This window comes from Thermosynechococcus sp. PKX95, assembly GCF_031583295.1.
Classification (GTDB): domain Bacteria; phylum Cyanobacteriota; class Cyanobacteriia; order Thermosynechococcales; family Thermosynechococcaceae; genus Thermosynechococcus.
In genome coordinates this window covers 1762501-1776145 of the sequence record NZ_CP134171.1, presented here as the reverse complement: position 1 = coordinate 1776145, position 13645 = coordinate 1762501, and the positions used below count along the sequence as shown (strand labels likewise).

General features: G+C 54.3%; 14 protein-coding genes (1 of these 14 cut by a window edge). 6 read left to right on the top strand and 8 right to left on the bottom strand.

Features of this window, described 5'->3' with window-relative positions:
• Window positions 1-19: 19 nt before the first annotated feature.
• From RHH81_RS08695 to mnmA, 6 genes are all read right to left on the bottom strand, one after another.
• Window positions 20-655 carry a peroxiredoxin gene (locus RHH81_RS08695; RefSeq protein ID WP_149818527.1) on the bottom strand — a complete coding sequence of 212 codons (636 nt, stop codon included), beginning with the start codon at window positions 653-655 and terminating at the stop codon, window positions 20-22.
• A gap of 119 nt (window positions 656-774) precedes the next feature.
• Window positions 775-1470, bottom strand: coding sequence for an N-acetylmannosamine-6-phosphate 2-epimerase (locus RHH81_RS08690; protein WP_206199843.1), 696 nt, complete (start codon window positions 1468-1470; stop codon window positions 775-777).
• Complete coding sequence (locus RHH81_RS08685; protein ID WP_302678083.1) at window positions 1467-4058, bottom strand: TIGR03960 family B12-binding radical SAM protein; 2592 nt, start codon at window positions 4056-4058, stop codon at window positions 1467-1469. Before RHH81_RS08685 ends, RHH81_RS08690 begins: the two co-directional genes overlap by 4 nt.
• Before the next feature lie 25 nt (window positions 4059-4083).
• On the bottom strand, window positions 4084-4764 hold the full coding sequence (locus RHH81_RS08680; protein WP_206199841.1) for a hypothetical protein: 681 nt from the start codon (window positions 4762-4764) through the stop codon (window positions 4084-4086).
• Window positions 4765-4769: 5 nt separating this feature from the next.
• Window positions 4770-5000, bottom strand: a complete 231-nt coding sequence (locus RHH81_RS08675) for a DNA-directed RNA polymerase subunit omega (protein WP_206199840.1) — start codon at window positions 4998-5000, stop codon at window positions 4770-4772.
• A gap of 14 nt (window positions 5001-5014) precedes the next feature.
• Window positions 5015-6124, bottom strand: coding sequence for a tRNA 2-thiouridine(34) synthase MnmA (mnmA, locus tag RHH81_RS08670; RefSeq protein WP_206199839.1), 1110 nt, complete (start codon window positions 6122-6124; stop codon window positions 5015-5017).
• A 234-nt stretch (window positions 6125-6358) separates the two neighbouring features.
• Here mnmA and RHH81_RS08665 point away from each other — a divergent pair, with 234 nt between their 5' ends.
• The 5 genes from RHH81_RS08665 (at window position 6359) to hisD (ending at window position 10763) form a co-directional block, all read left to right on the top strand.
• On the top strand, window positions 6359-6643 hold the full coding sequence (locus RHH81_RS08665; RefSeq protein ID WP_181494467.1) for an RNA-binding protein: 285 nt from the start codon (window positions 6359-6361) through the stop codon (window positions 6641-6643).
• A 102-nt stretch (window positions 6644-6745) separates the two neighbouring features.
• Window positions 6746-7741 carry a ketol-acid reductoisomerase gene (ilvC, locus tag RHH81_RS08660; protein WP_149818542.1) on the top strand — a complete coding sequence of 332 codons (996 nt, stop codon included), beginning with the start codon at window positions 6746-6748 and terminating at the stop codon, window positions 7739-7741.
• A 21-nt stretch (window positions 7742-7762) separates the two neighbouring features.
• Complete coding sequence (gene ruvB, locus RHH81_RS08655; RefSeq protein ID WP_206199838.1) at window positions 7763-8851, top strand: Holliday junction branch migration DNA helicase RuvB; 1089 nt, start codon at window positions 7763-7765, stop codon at window positions 8849-8851.
• On the top strand, window positions 8835-9326 hold the full coding sequence (locus tag RHH81_RS08650; RefSeq protein ID WP_206199837.1) for a DUF29 domain-containing protein: 492 nt from the start codon (window positions 8835-8837) through the stop codon (window positions 9324-9326). Before ruvB ends, RHH81_RS08650 begins: the two co-directional genes overlap by 17 nt.
• A gap of 141 nt (window positions 9327-9467) precedes the next feature.
• Complete coding sequence (gene hisD, locus RHH81_RS08645; RefSeq protein WP_206199836.1) at window positions 9468-10763, top strand: histidinol dehydrogenase; 1296 nt, start codon at window positions 9468-9470, stop codon at window positions 10761-10763.
• Window positions 10764-10769: 6 nt separating this feature from the next.
• Here hisD and RHH81_RS08640 read toward each other — a convergent pair whose 3' ends face one another.
• Window positions 10770-11867: an ArsA-related P-loop ATPase gene (locus RHH81_RS08640; protein ID WP_302678080.1), complete on the bottom strand. Its 1098-nt coding sequence runs from the start codon at window positions 11865-11867 to the stop codon at window positions 10770-10772.
• Window positions 11868-12688: 821 nt separating this feature from the next.
• Between RHH81_RS08640 and RHH81_RS08635 the strand changes: the two genes are divergently transcribed.
• Window positions 12689-12970 (top strand): hypothetical protein, encoded by a 282-nt coding sequence (locus RHH81_RS08635; protein ID WP_302678079.1) that lies wholly within the window; start codon window positions 12689-12691, stop codon window positions 12968-12970.
• Here RHH81_RS08635 and RHH81_RS08630 read toward each other — a convergent pair.
• Window positions 12939-13645: the 3' portion of an IctB family putative bicarbonate transporter gene (locus RHH81_RS08630; RefSeq protein ID WP_206199833.1), read on the bottom strand. The gene runs 691 nt beyond the window's last position; the window shows 707 of its 1398 coding nt (coding positions 692-1398); the start codon falls outside the window, past its right edge; its stop codon occupies window positions 12939-12941. The genes RHH81_RS08635 and RHH81_RS08630 overlap by 32 nt on opposite strands.

The window sequence follows — 13645 nt, the reverse complement described above, 5'->3', positions numbered from 1 at the left end:
TTGTCTAGGCTAATCTAGGCTATTTGTTGGGTTGAGGTGTCAACCGCAGATAGGGCTTAACAGCATTGAAGCCCTTGGGAAACTTCTGCTTCGCCTCTTCATCGCTGAGGGAAGGCACAATCACGCACTCTTGACCCTCTTGCCAGTTGACGGGGGTGGCCACACTGTAGTTGTCCGTCAGTTGCAGCGAATCAATCACCCGCAGAATCTCAGCAAAGTTACGCCCCGTGCTGGCGGGATAGGTCAAGGTCAAGCGCAGGCGTTTTTGGGGGTCAATGATAAAGACTGTGCGCACCGTCAGGTTGTTGAGGGAGTTGGGGTGGATCATGTCGTAGAGGTTGGAGACTTTTTTATCTTCATCTGCCAAAATCGGGTAATCCACCTTGACGTTGTTGACTTCTTCAATGTCTTTGATCCAGCCGAGGTGGGACTCCACACTATCCACACTCAAGGCCAAGGTTTTGACATTGCGCTTCTCAAATTCTGAGCGTAACCGCGCCACTTCGCCCAGTTCTGTCGTACAAACGGGGGTGTAATCCGCTGGGTGGGAAAACAATACAACCCAGCTATCCCCTGCCCACTCATAGAAGTTGATTTCCCCCATAGAAGAGGCTTGGGTAAAGTTGGGTACGACATCCCCAAGTTTTAGGCTCATAGATGGTGGCTCCTAGGCTAACGATGTATCTTTAGCTACGGATTCTATCTTGCCACAAACTCTCGTTTATCGGTCGGAATATAGAGGAAAATATACAAACCGATAGAATTGGATAGGATTTAGGGTTGAGAATTTTCAATCGTCGTTGCTTTTAGGGTCTGGACATACTGCTGCACCTTGAGGTCAATGCCTGTAATATCGGTGCCCACGACCACTGCCCAAGCCCCCAAAGTCAAAGCTTTTACAGCCATTGTGGGACTGGCAATCCCCCCTTCACAGAGAATAGGCACGTTGAGGTGCTCAACCAGCTGACTCAGGAGCGCCCAACTGGGGGGTGGGGTATGCGCCGTGGTTTCGGTGTAACCCAAGAGGGTCGTGCCCACCCAATCAGCACCGGCAGCAATCGCCGCTTCAGCACTTGCAAGGGAGTCAATGTCGGCCATGACGGGCTTGCCCAGTTCATCGTGAATTCGCTGAATCAAGTCCTGTAGGGGTTCAGGGCGCGATCGCGCTGTGGCATCGAGGGCAATCACATCAGCACCTGCTGTCGCAACGGCCACCGCATCGGCAAAGCGAGGCGTAATATACACAGGGTACTCGGGCAAAACTTGCTTCCAGAGACCAATAATGGGCACCTTTACTGCTTGGCGCACTGCCTGAATATGGGCCGGGGTATTGATGCGCACGGCCACTGCGCCCCGCAAAACCGCTGCCCCTGCCATAGCGGCAATGATTTCTGGCGCCGCCAAAGGGGAATCTGCCGGGGCTTGACAGGAGACAATCAGACCGCCGCGAATTTGCGTTGCTAGGTTCATGGCGTTTCGAGGTGTAATTTCTGACGGGCGATCGCCCCCAGTTCCAAGGACAGACCACTCACTTTTTCTAGGAGGTACAGACAATGCTCTGGCCGCAGGAACGTGCCATCATTGCGACAGACTCCCGTGTAGATGAGGCTGACGGCAGGCCAGTGGTCTTGGTGCTCCTTGAGGCGGATCTGCAGCAGGCGATCGCGCAAATTCACCACTTGGGTTTTCCCTGACTTGGTGGTTAGCTCATAGAGAATTTCAGGGGTGGCTCGCAAATCCTCTAACCACTGTTGCCAAGTGTCCCGCTCCACAGGTTCAGGGGTACGGATGAGCAGTTCATAAGTAGCTGCCCGCAGGGCTTGACTTGCTGCCGGTTCACTTAAGGGCACCACTGCACAGGTGTAAAGGGGCACCTCCGCCGGCAGTTGTTGCCGCAATTGCTCCAGCACCGTTGACGGCTCCACCTCGCGATAAAATTCCAGATCAACAATTTCGCCATAACTGGTCACCCCAAGGGGCAAGGCGCTGGCGGTGGAGATGCGGGGTGAAGGATGAAATCCCCCCGTAAAGGCAATGGGTAGATGGGCACGGCGTACTGCTCGCTCAAAGAGGCGCAGTAGATCTAAATGGCTGAGAAGCGTCATTTCCCCAGTTTTCCCAAAGGTGAGGCGCAGACGTTGCACCCGTTCTTGGGGGGCTTGGGGTTGACCTTGAATAGGCGGAATCGGGGGGGGCGGCACGACCACGTTATGGCCAAAGTCAATGCCACAGACGCCACAATGGGAGCAGCCCTCAAAGGAACAATCGGGAACGACCACCGCTTCTAGGGCACGCTGCAAGTCTTCCTTCAGCCATGTTTTACTAATGCCCGTATCAATGTGATCCCAAGGCAGGGGCGCATCAAGGTTGTGGCTGCCACCACTAAAGACATTCCACTCACCCGCTTCCAGTTGACGGTATTTCCAGTCCAGACCCGCTTCTTGAATGGCTTGCGTCCAAGCGGCATAGGCGCGATCGAGGCTTTCCCACCAAGAATCTTCCCGTGCCCCCAATTCCCACGCGCGGCGGATCACTGGCCCCAGTTGGCGATCGCCCCGACCGACAAAGTCTTCCATTGCTGAGATGCGCACATCGGTAAAGTTGGCCTTTAGCCCCTTGATCGTGCGGAATTCCGCCTTCAGTAGCTCCTGTTTGCGCAGAAACTCACTGGTGGAGACGGCGTGCCACTGAAAGGGTGTATGGGGCTTGGGGGTAAAGTTAGAGATGGTCAGGTTAAAGCTCAGGGGCTTGCGTCCTTTGATCCAGCATTCTCGCTTCAGCCAGCGGATCGTTTCAGCAATGCCCAACACATCAGCATCAGTTTCCCCCGGCAGGCCAATCATAAAGTAGAGCTTGACCTTATCCCAGCCCTGTTCGTAGGCAGTTTTGACCCCCCGCAGCAATTCCGCATTGGTCAGCCCCTTGTTGATAATGTCCCGTAGCCGCTGCGTTCCCGCTTCCGGCGCAAAGGTCAGTCCCCCTTGGCGCGTGCCACCGACAATGTGGGCAATGTTTTCATCAAAGCGATCCACCCGCTGGCTGGGGAGTGAGAGGGAGATGTTCTCGTTTTGCAGGCGATTTTTAATTTCCACACCCACGGCGGGCAGAGCTAGATAGTCGGAGCAACTCAACGACAGTAGCGAAAACTCGTTGTAGCCCGTGGCGCGCATCCCCGTTTCAATGGCGGCAATCACCTCATCGGGGGCAACATCGCGGGCAGGGCGGGTGAGCATCCCCGGTTGACAAAAGCGACAGCCGCGCGTACAGCCCCGGCGAATTTCCACTGTCAAGCGATCGTGAACGGTTTCTACATAGGGCACCAAGCCAATGGCATAGTGGGGCATCGGGGTAGCTACTCGCCGCAAAATGCGCTCGGGCACATCGGGACGATTGGGTTTGACGGCGCCATCCCCTTGGCGATCGTAAAATTGCGGCACATAGACCCCCGGCACCTGTGCCAAATCCAATAGCAAGTCCTGCCGACTCAAGCCGGCTCGTTTGCCTTCTGCCACCACGAGGCCAATTTCGGGCAAGAGTTCTTCGCCATCCCCAAGGGCAAAAAAGTCAAAGAAGTCAGCGTAGGGTTCAGGGTTTGATGTCGCTGTCTGTCCACCGGCAAAGATAAGGGGAATCTCTTCTAGGGGTGCCTGTTGGCGTTCTCGCCAAGTCAGGGGTAGGCCGGCCAAGTCGAGCATTTCCAGAATGTTCGTGGCACCCAACTCATAACTGAGGCTAAAGCCAATGAGGTCAAACTCCCGCAGGGCGCGGCGCGATTCCACAGCAAAAAGGGGAGTTTGGGTCACTCGCAATTTGGCGGCTAAGTCCGCTGCGGGTAAGTAGGCGCGATCGCACAGTTGATCGGGGACGGCATTGAGAATGTTGTAGAGAATAATGTGTCCTAAGTTCGAGGCGCCCACCTCATAGATTTCCGGATAGCTGAGCACCCAGCGCACCGTTGCGGCCTGCCACGGCTTATGAACTGCCCCTCGCTCATTGCCCAAATAGCGAGCAGGTTTGAGAATCTCTGGGGTGAGCAACTCAGTAATCGGAACAGCCATGACTCATGAACCCAATTGCAAACATCTAGGGCAGTAAAAAACGGGATTCCCCAGTGGGCAGCGGGCGGGGGGATTCGGGGGGCGCCAAAAGTCCAGCACTGCCGGGTTGGGGAACGGGGGGCAGAACGGTGGGGGGTCTCCATGTCGGTTCTGGCAGTGTTGTTTGGGGTTGGGGACGCTGGGGTGTAGTCGTGGGTAACCCCGCTTGCTGGGCGTAGAAGGTGGCCAGTGTGCTCACCAAGGCATCCCGTTGTTGGCGATTGAGTTGGCGAATGGCAGCCATATCCCCTTCCATGGGGTTGACTGTCAGGTAAGAACGTCCCGGATAGGTTTCTCTGCGCAGGAAGTCATTCAGCCCCAAATAGTCAGCAAGGGAAATTTTCCAGTCAAAACGGTAGAGGGGCGATCGCCCTTTGACAGTGGTGTGATAGACAATGAATCGCTCAAGGAGGGTACTTTCTGGTGCCGGCTGACGGTTGTCTTGACGGATATAGTGGTTTTCCTTCGGCAAACCGGGCAACTTCGGATAGAGGGTTTCTGCCACCAGCCGCGGGTTAATGAGAATTTGGGCAGGGGCATCGGGTAGGTTGGGGTCAGGTTGCGATCGCCCCACACTCCAAGTACTGCTCAGGGGCAGCCACAGAAGTGCCAGCAAGCACCCCCACGTCACCCAGCCCAAAAACGTCCAGCCCCGTCGTCTTCCCATGGCGCCTAATCTGCCAGTAACTCCGGTTGAGCAATTTCATCGGACATTTCGATAATGGCACGGGTCACCGGCTTCAGGGGCAGATCATCGAGATCTTCACTGGCCTCTAGCCCCCGCCGCTGTTTCGCCCGGTTGGCAATTTGCACCGTAATCCGATAGCGATTGGCGGAGTGCTTGATTAATTCTTCTGCTCGGCGGTTAATTTCCAAGGATGAGTAATGAAGGCGCTTTTGCATGGTCAGTCTTTTCCTTAAACGTGGGTGGCCATTGCTTGTAGGGGTTGTGGTGTCGGTGTCACAAAGGGCTGGATAATGCCGCCCCCCAGCAGGCGATCGCCCGCATACCAAACCGCCGCTTGCCCCGGCGTTACCCCAAATTGCGGTTCAGTAAACTCCAATTGTACCTGCTCAGCGTTGGCAGCGGGAATGATAGTCACCGGCACTGGAGGAGTACGATAGCGAATTTGTACCGTGGCTGTGATCGGTTCTGTGGGGGGGGGAATCGAGACCCAGTTCACCCGGGCCACTGTACACTCACGACGGCCGGCGGTGGCGCGATCGCCGACAATGACGCGATTGTGTTCCCGATCCAAGGCCACCACATAAAGCGGTTCAGGTGCCGCAATTCCCAAGCCTTTGCGCTGGCCAATCGTATAGTGGTGAATCCCCTGATGGTACCCCAGCACCCGGCCATGGACATCGACAATTTCCCCTTGCTGACTGGGCAGATACTGATCCAAGAATCGGCGCATGGAGCCATGGGCTTCAATCAGGCAGAGATCTTGGCTTTCCGGTTTACTGGCGGTATGCAGGCCATACTGCGCCGCGAGGGCACGGGTCTGCGCCTTGGTTTGCTGACCAAGAGGAAACAGCACATGAGCCAGAATCTCTTGGGGCAAGTCATAGAGAAAGTAGCTTTGATCCTTATGACGATCCACCGCCCGCCACAGTTCATAGCGATCGCTGGTGGGATTGTATTTCACTTGGGCATAATGCCCGGTAGCAATGTAGTCAATCCCCAGTTGCTCACGGCTATAGGCGAGCATCGGCCCAAACTTCACCAAACGGTTGCATTGGGAACAGGGCAGCGGTGTCACCCCACTGGCGTAGCCACTGACCAGATAGTTCACAATATATTTCTCGAAAATTTCGCGGCTATCCACAATATGGTGAGGGACTCCCAGCTCCTCACAAAGACGCGCCGCATCCACTAGCCCCTCAGAGCAGCACTGCCCCTTACCCTTCATCAGCCACAGCGTCAGACCAACAACGGGGTACCCTTGAGCTTTGAGGCTAGCAATGGCCACGGAACTATCAACACCGCCGGAAAGGCCCACAACAACCGCCGGTAAATCGGACATTGTTAAGATTCACAAAAAATCTACCTCTTTTAGGGTAGCATCCCTACTTTCGCAGCGCAGGCGATCGCAATCGGCTATAATCGGAAGACAAGGTTGGCGAGTAATCGCCGCTTGAGTTTTTTAAGTAGAGCGATTCTTGAGTTCGGTTTTAGGGAAGGTTGGTTACGTGACAGTCGTCTCTCCGAAGTCAGCGTCAACACAGGGTTCAATTTTTGCTTTGGAGCAGATCAGATTATGTCTATTTATGTCGGCAACCTTTCCTACACGGCCACCCAAGAAGACCTAGAGGCCGTTTTTGCCGAGTACGGTTCCGTCAAACAAGTCTATTTACCGGTGGATCGGGAAACAGGCCGTAAGCGGGGCTTTGGTTTTGTGGAAATGTCCACGGATGCTGAAGAAGATGCGGCGATCGCTGATCTCGACGGTGCCGAGTGGATGGGACGGCAACTCAAGGTCAACAAGGCACGCCCCCGTGAAGCCATGGGCGGTGGGAACAATCGTTATTCCCGTAATCGCTAACTCCCGCAACTAGCCCTCTAGGAGGTGCTATATCGGCTCTGCCAATGTGGTAGAGAAATAATAACGACCTGCTGAATGCAATTGGAAAGGAACATCATCACTATGGCGCGCATGTATTACGACGCAGATGCCCAATTAGAACTCCTCAAGGACAAAACGATCGCCATCATTGGCTATGGCTCCCAAGGCCACGCCCATGCCCTCAACCTGCGGGATAGCGGTCTCAATGTTGTGGTGGGTCTCTATGCCGGCAGTCGTTCTGCAGAGCGCGCCCGTGCCGATGGTCTAGCGGTGCACTCCGTGGCGGAAGCTGCGAAACTGGCCGACTGGATTATGATTCTTCTGCCCGATGAAGTTCAGCGGGTTGTTTATGAGCAGGAGATTGCCCCCCACCTGCAAGCGGGGAATGTCCTTTCCTTTGCCCACGGCTTTAACATTCACTTTGGCCAGATTGTGCCCCCCGACAATGTGGATGTGGTGATGGTGGCGCCCAAAGGCCCTGGTCACCTCGTGCGCCGCACCTATGCCCAAGGGGAAGGGGTACCCTGCCTGTTTGCGGTCTATCAGAATGCCAGTGGTCAAGCCCGTGATCTCGCCATGGCCTATGCCAAAGGAATTGGAGGCACCCGTGCCGGCATTCTGGAAACCACCTTCCGCGAAGAAACAGAAACCGATCTGTTTGGTGAGCAAGTGGTGCTCTGTGGTGGCCTCAGCGCCCTGATTAAGGCTGGCTTTGAAACGTTGGTGCAGGCCGGTTATCAGCCAGAGCTGGCCTACTTTGAGTGTCTCCATGAAGTGAAGCTGATTGTGGATTTGATTGTGGAAGGGGGGCTTGCCAAAATGCGGGACAGCATCTCCAACACCGCAGAATACGGCGACCTCACCCGTGGCCCACGGATTATTACCGAGGAGACCCGCGCGGAAATGCGCAAAATTCTCCACGAAATTCAAACGGGTCAATTTGCCCGTGAGTTTGTGCTGGAAAATATGGCGGGTAAACCGGGCTTTACTGCAATGCGGCGACGGGAGGCAGAACACCCCATTGAACAGGTGGGTCAAGAACTGCGTTCCATGTTTAGCTGGTTAAAACGGGCTTAAGCTTTGCCCTAGGGGGCAGCAATGGCGATTATTTCGTCGCAAAATTCACCGCCGGAGCGATCGCGCCCCCCTTTACTGCTTTCCAATCAACCCACCCCAGAGGAACAGCACTCGCCGGCTGAGGAGTCCCTACGTCCCCGCTTTTTGCAGGACTACATTGGCCAGCAGGAACTCAAGGATGTGCTGCACATTGCGATCGAGGCAGCCAAGGCACGCCAAGAACCCCTTGATCACCTGCTGCTCTATGGCCCGCCGGGCTTAGGGAAAACCACCATTGCCTTGATCTTAGCGGCAGAAATGGGGGTCAACTGCAAAGTGACCAGTGCCCCAGCTTTGGAACGCCCCCGCGACATTGTGGGTCTCTTGGTGAACCTGCAAGCGGGGGATATTCTCTTTATTGATGAGATTCACCGCCTCTCCCGCATGACCGAGGAACTCCTCTATCCCGCCATGGAGGATTTTTACCTTGATCTCACCGTGGGCAAACAGCAAACGGCACGCACGCGACGACTGAAACTCAATCGCTTTACCCTTGTGGGAGCAACCACCCGTGCCGGCGCCTTGACCTCGCCCTTGCGCGATCGCTTTGGTTTAGTGGAGCGCTTGCGCTTTTATCATCCCGAAGAACTCCAGCAGATCGTTCAGCGGGGGGCAGCCCTCTTACAAACTCCCATTACTCCTGAAGCCGCTCTAGAAATTGGCCGCCGCAGTCGGGGTACACCCCGCATTGCCCTGCGGCTCCTAAAGCGGGTACGGGACTATGCCGATGTGAAGCACGATGGCACGATTAGCCTAGAGGTGGCTACCGCTGCCCTTGAACTGTTCAATGTGGATCCAGCAGGCTTGGATTGGAGCGATCGCCGGCTCCTCAGTCTGATAATTGAGTCCTATCAAGGCGGGCCTGTGGGCATTGAAACCCTTGCTGCAGCCACTGGTGAGGATGTGCAAACCATTGAAGAGGTCTATGAACCCTACCTGCTCCAGATGGGCTATCTGCAACGAACCCCCCGAGGCCGCGTTGCCACTCCCCGCGCTTGGCAACACCTAGGCTATACTCCACCAGAAAACCAGTTGCCGTTGTTATCTAGTCCCCATGACCCCTTGTCTTAAGACCCAACTCCTCTATGAGACCGACTATTACCTTTGGCTTAAGGAGACCGTTGCCCACCTCAAGGCAGGGAACTTTGACCACTTAGATGTGGAAAATTTAATTGAGGAGATTGAGAGCTTGGGTCGAAGCGAAAAATGCGCCCTATTCAGCTATCTACTGCGTCTTTGTGAGCATCTTCTCAAGCTCAAATACTGGGAAACTGAGCGACAATACTGCTATAGGGGTTGGCTGTTGGAGATTAGTCATTTCCGTTTAGAAATTGCGCTAATTTTGCAGGATAGCCTCAGTCTTCAGCCATTTGCAAAGGCAGCTTTCCTAGACTCCTATCAAAAGGCAAGGAAAAATATGTTGAAAGCGATTGGGTTATCCCCTGACGTGATTCCGGAAGTCCCCGACTTCACAATGGAGGAAGCTCTAGATGAGGAGTGGCTGCCTTGGCAATCTGATGCGAACTCCGAAGGCTCAGTCTCGTGAATCGCGATCTTGCCCTAAGCACTCGTTGTTGGCCAGCCTTAGCCCGCCCCTGTAATTGGAAAATCGCTGTAAGCTATTGATAGGGTTGATTAAGGTTTTTTAACCTTTCCCCGACTCTCTGCCTCGCCTACGTGAACGACCATGTTGCGGATCATCACCCAGTTAACCGACCTACGCGCTGAACTACGCCGCATTTGCGATCGCACCGATAGCGGGGAGATGAGCGACCAAGAGGCTACTGTTGAGGCAATTTTGCGCCGTGTGGCCAAGGAAGGCGATCGCGCCCTGATTGAGTACACTGCCCAGTTTGATCACATTGACCTCACCCCCGAAACCTTACGAGTGAAAGGAGATGAACTGGATGCCGCTTACCAACAGGTGTCCAAAGAACTCCTCGATGCCATTCGCCTTGCCAAGCAGCAAATTGAAGCCTTCCACCGCCAGCGCGTGCCCAAAAGTTGGGTGCAATTTGGTGAAGATGGCATTGTCCTCGGCAAACGCTACACTGCTGTTGATGCTGCCGGACTGTATGTGCCGGGGGGACGGGCTGCCTATCCGAGTACGGTGTTAATGAATGCGATTCCCGCTCAGGTGGCCGGTGTGCAGCGGATTGTCATGGTCACCCCTCCCGGTCAGGGCAAAGGTATTAATCCTGCGGTTCTCGTTGCCGCCCAAGAAGCGGGAATTCAAGAGATTTATCGCGTTGGTGGCGCCCAAGCCATTGCTGCCCTTGCCTATGGCACAGAAACGATTCCGCGCGTGGATGTGATTACAGGGCCGGGAAACCTCTATGTCATGCTTGCCAAAAAGCAAGTCTATGGGCGGGTTGGTATTGACTCCCTAGCAGGGCCTTCAGAGGTCTTAATCATTGCCGATGAGGCGGCCAATCCTGTTCACATTGCCGCTGATTTGCTAGCTCAAGCAGAACACGACCCCTTGGCAGCGGCCATTTTACTGACTCCGAGTTTGCCCCTTGCAAAGGCGGTGGTTACAGCGGTGAACGAACAATTGGCTGACCATCCGCGCCGGGTTCTCACCGAGAAGGCGATCGCCCACTATGGCCTGATTGGCATTGTCGAGAGCCTAGAACAAGCGGTAGAACTCTCCAATCACTTTGCCCCTGAACATCTGGAATTGGAAGTCGAAGACCCTTGGAGCCTTGTCGAGCAGGTGCGCCATGCCGGTGCGATTTTCCTCGGCTATTCCACCCCTGAAGCGGTTGGCGACTATCTCGCGGGTCCCAATCACACCCTGCCCACCTCTGGTGCCGCCCGTTATGCTTCTGCCTTGGGCGTAGAAACGTTCCTCAAACACTCCAGCATTATTCAATACACCCCTGCTGCCTTGCGCAAACAGGGGGGAGCGGTCATGACCCTCGCTGAAACAGAAGGCCTGATTTCCCACCGCGACTCTGTGCGTCTGCGCCTTGAACCTTAGAAAGTCTTAGAAACTGACGATCAAGTAGGGAGCTTCAAATTTACCCCCGCGAACGGGTTTGCCTTTGAGGCTAGGGGGTAGCTCAATGTGGCGCCGCTGATCGCCAGCTTCCACCGTCAGTTCCCCACTAAACTCGCTGAGTTTCACCTGATCTTTGCGAAATCCCGGTAGAAAAATGCGCACCTGTTGTTGCGTCTCATCAAACTCATAGGGAGCCGGTGCCGCTCCTAGCTGGTTCAAGTCTGGAAGATAGGAAACAAGACTTTGCCAGTTGTTCCAGTCTTTAGGAAGAGCGGAAATGCGTAGCGGTGCAAACGTGCGGCTGACCTCTGGCGTGGGTTCCCCCATACAAAAGACCTCAGAAATAGGGACATTCACCTGTTGAGCACTGCCCCATAACCATTCGGTTTGAGCGGTTGAGATCACTGTGCCATCCGTTAGCAGAAACACCGATAACCGTTGCGAGTCCGCGGCAATCTGCACACCGCGATCGATCCACTCCTTCGCCTCACCGAAACGCTCACGCACTTTTTGGGTGTCAATATTGGCCGCCATAATTGCGCTGGCGATCGGCCCCCCAATCGCATTGGCGATCGCGTTGAGATCCAGTTGATCCAGCAAACGTTGAAAGCGGCGATAGTACCATGCCAACCCTTGGGGCAACCCAATCAGCCGCAGTGTATCTTGACTATTCCCCCCCACATAGACAATCACATCGTACTCACCGCTGCTGTAGTGCACGCGCAGCGCATTTAGGGTCAGCAAAGTATCCATCCCCGGCAAGATCACCAATTCGCCCGCATAAACCTTACCCACCAATTCTTGGGGCAAATAGGGTTCCACTAAACGGCTAAGTTCTTGCCATGCCGCGTTGAGACTTTCAGTGGCCATCAGCTCGGCGATCGCTAATCCCTCCGACAGCAACTTGGGTTGCCAACCAATCGCCCGATCTGGACTGCCAATGAGAAATTGCAGGGAAGTGGCTGGACTCGGCACCGCTAACAAGGTTCGCTGCTGTCGCTCGGCAAACCACTGGGCAATGGCCAGACCCAGTGCCGTTTGTTGTTCTGGGGTTGCTCCTAGGAGAGTAACAATGCGTGTCATGGCAAGTTTGAGGACGGTAGTTGCTTGGACTATCCTATCGACAAACGGTTATCCCAAGGTTGTCTAGACAACCCCTCATAAAATCGCCTCTATGGGCAGCAAAATCCCCTCAACGATAAAACCTACTCACTAGGGCGATCGCCCTCCTTCTAGGGGCTTCTAGACCCTTCTCAGGCCAAAAAAATTTTTCGCGGCGCAAACAGATCCTTATTAGAGCATCCTGAACCTAAATTCAAATCCTTTTCCACAGTTTTCCCCAAATTCCCCAAAGTTTTCCCCAAGCACTTGGAAGTTCTGATCCTCTAGCCATCTCAACCTTTCGTTTTGTTCTTGTCTTCCTAATGTTTCCCAGTATCACAACCCTCTCAACCAAGATTTCCTCAAGCTCTAAGCCAGCTTCAAACTAACCCCACGTTCCCCAAATCACATCTTTTATTTTTCTCTGTCAGAATCTTATTCCCCTTAGATCTAGAGATCTACTACTGCTACTAAATTATTTAAATAATATTTATAGTAGTAGTAGGGGCTGTGGAAATGTGGAAAAATTTTCGGAAACCCGCTTGCAGAGCGACTTTGAGCCACTTCCCCCCTGTGGAAAACTTGTGGAAAAAGTGGGGGGTTTTTCCACAAGCCATTATCTTAGTGGAAAAAGAATAAAAAGTTTTCCACAGTTTTTCAGAGTTTTTCCGGGGTTTTCCACAGGTTTTCCCCAGAATTTTCCACAGGCTTTTTGGAGTTTTCCACAGGCTAGAGGGGGAAGATTTCCGTATTTCTACGATTCCCCTTGCCGGCGATCGCTCGCACACTGAAAAAAAGAGATTGTGCCAACCGATACGAACGTTCCTGTGGACTCCCTGATGTTTTCCCTAGAATCCCCCACAGCCAGTCTTGAGCAAGTGATTGGTCATCTTCCTCCTGTTGAGCAGATTCGGATGCTGATGTACCACCCTTACTTCACCGGTCGCTGCCCTGCGTGTCGGCAACCCATCCATCACTCCCAACTCAAGATAGGTCAGTGCCATTGCTCCCACTGTGGCTGGCAAGATCAAGCGGGCGATCCCGAGCTTATGCCTAGGTTGACGGCTCAGCATCCAGACCGTTAGCGGCTGTATTCTCTGTTCGGTCTGCCAACGGCGCAAAGCTGGCAACGATCGCCACCATCAGCCACCAAAGGGTAGCCACCTCCGGGCGAAACCAAATCGTATCTACCAACCCATGGGTGAGCATTCCCACCATGGTTGCCACAGCTCCCATCAACCAGAACCCTTGAGGGTTTGCTGTTGTCCGTAACGCCCGCAAACAACGCCACGCGCGATCGGCGAGCACCGCCAACAACCAGAGAAAGACACTAAAGCCCATCACCCCTACTTCCACAAGGATTTCCAGAAAGATGGAATAGGCACTCAATGCTGTGAAGCGCACATTCACCTGATAGAGTGGATAAATCTGGTTAAAGGCCACATTCCCCGGTCCAATGCCGAGCCAAGGCCGTGCCCAAATCATCTGTTGCACTGCCGTCCAAACATTAATGCGGAAATTATTGCTACTGTCCCCTCGGGCAACAAAAATACTCGCTGCTCGCTCCCGCAGCGGCGCCACACTCACAATCGCACCAATACAGAGGGCGATCGCCAGCCCCCCCACAGTTGGCACCCCCCAACGCCGCCATTGCAGCGGTAACCTTGGCCAAAACCAAATCCCCAGCAACCCCACCCCAGCGATCGTCGCCGCAACCAACCCCAACCAACCACCACGGCTAAACGTCAATATCAGGCTTG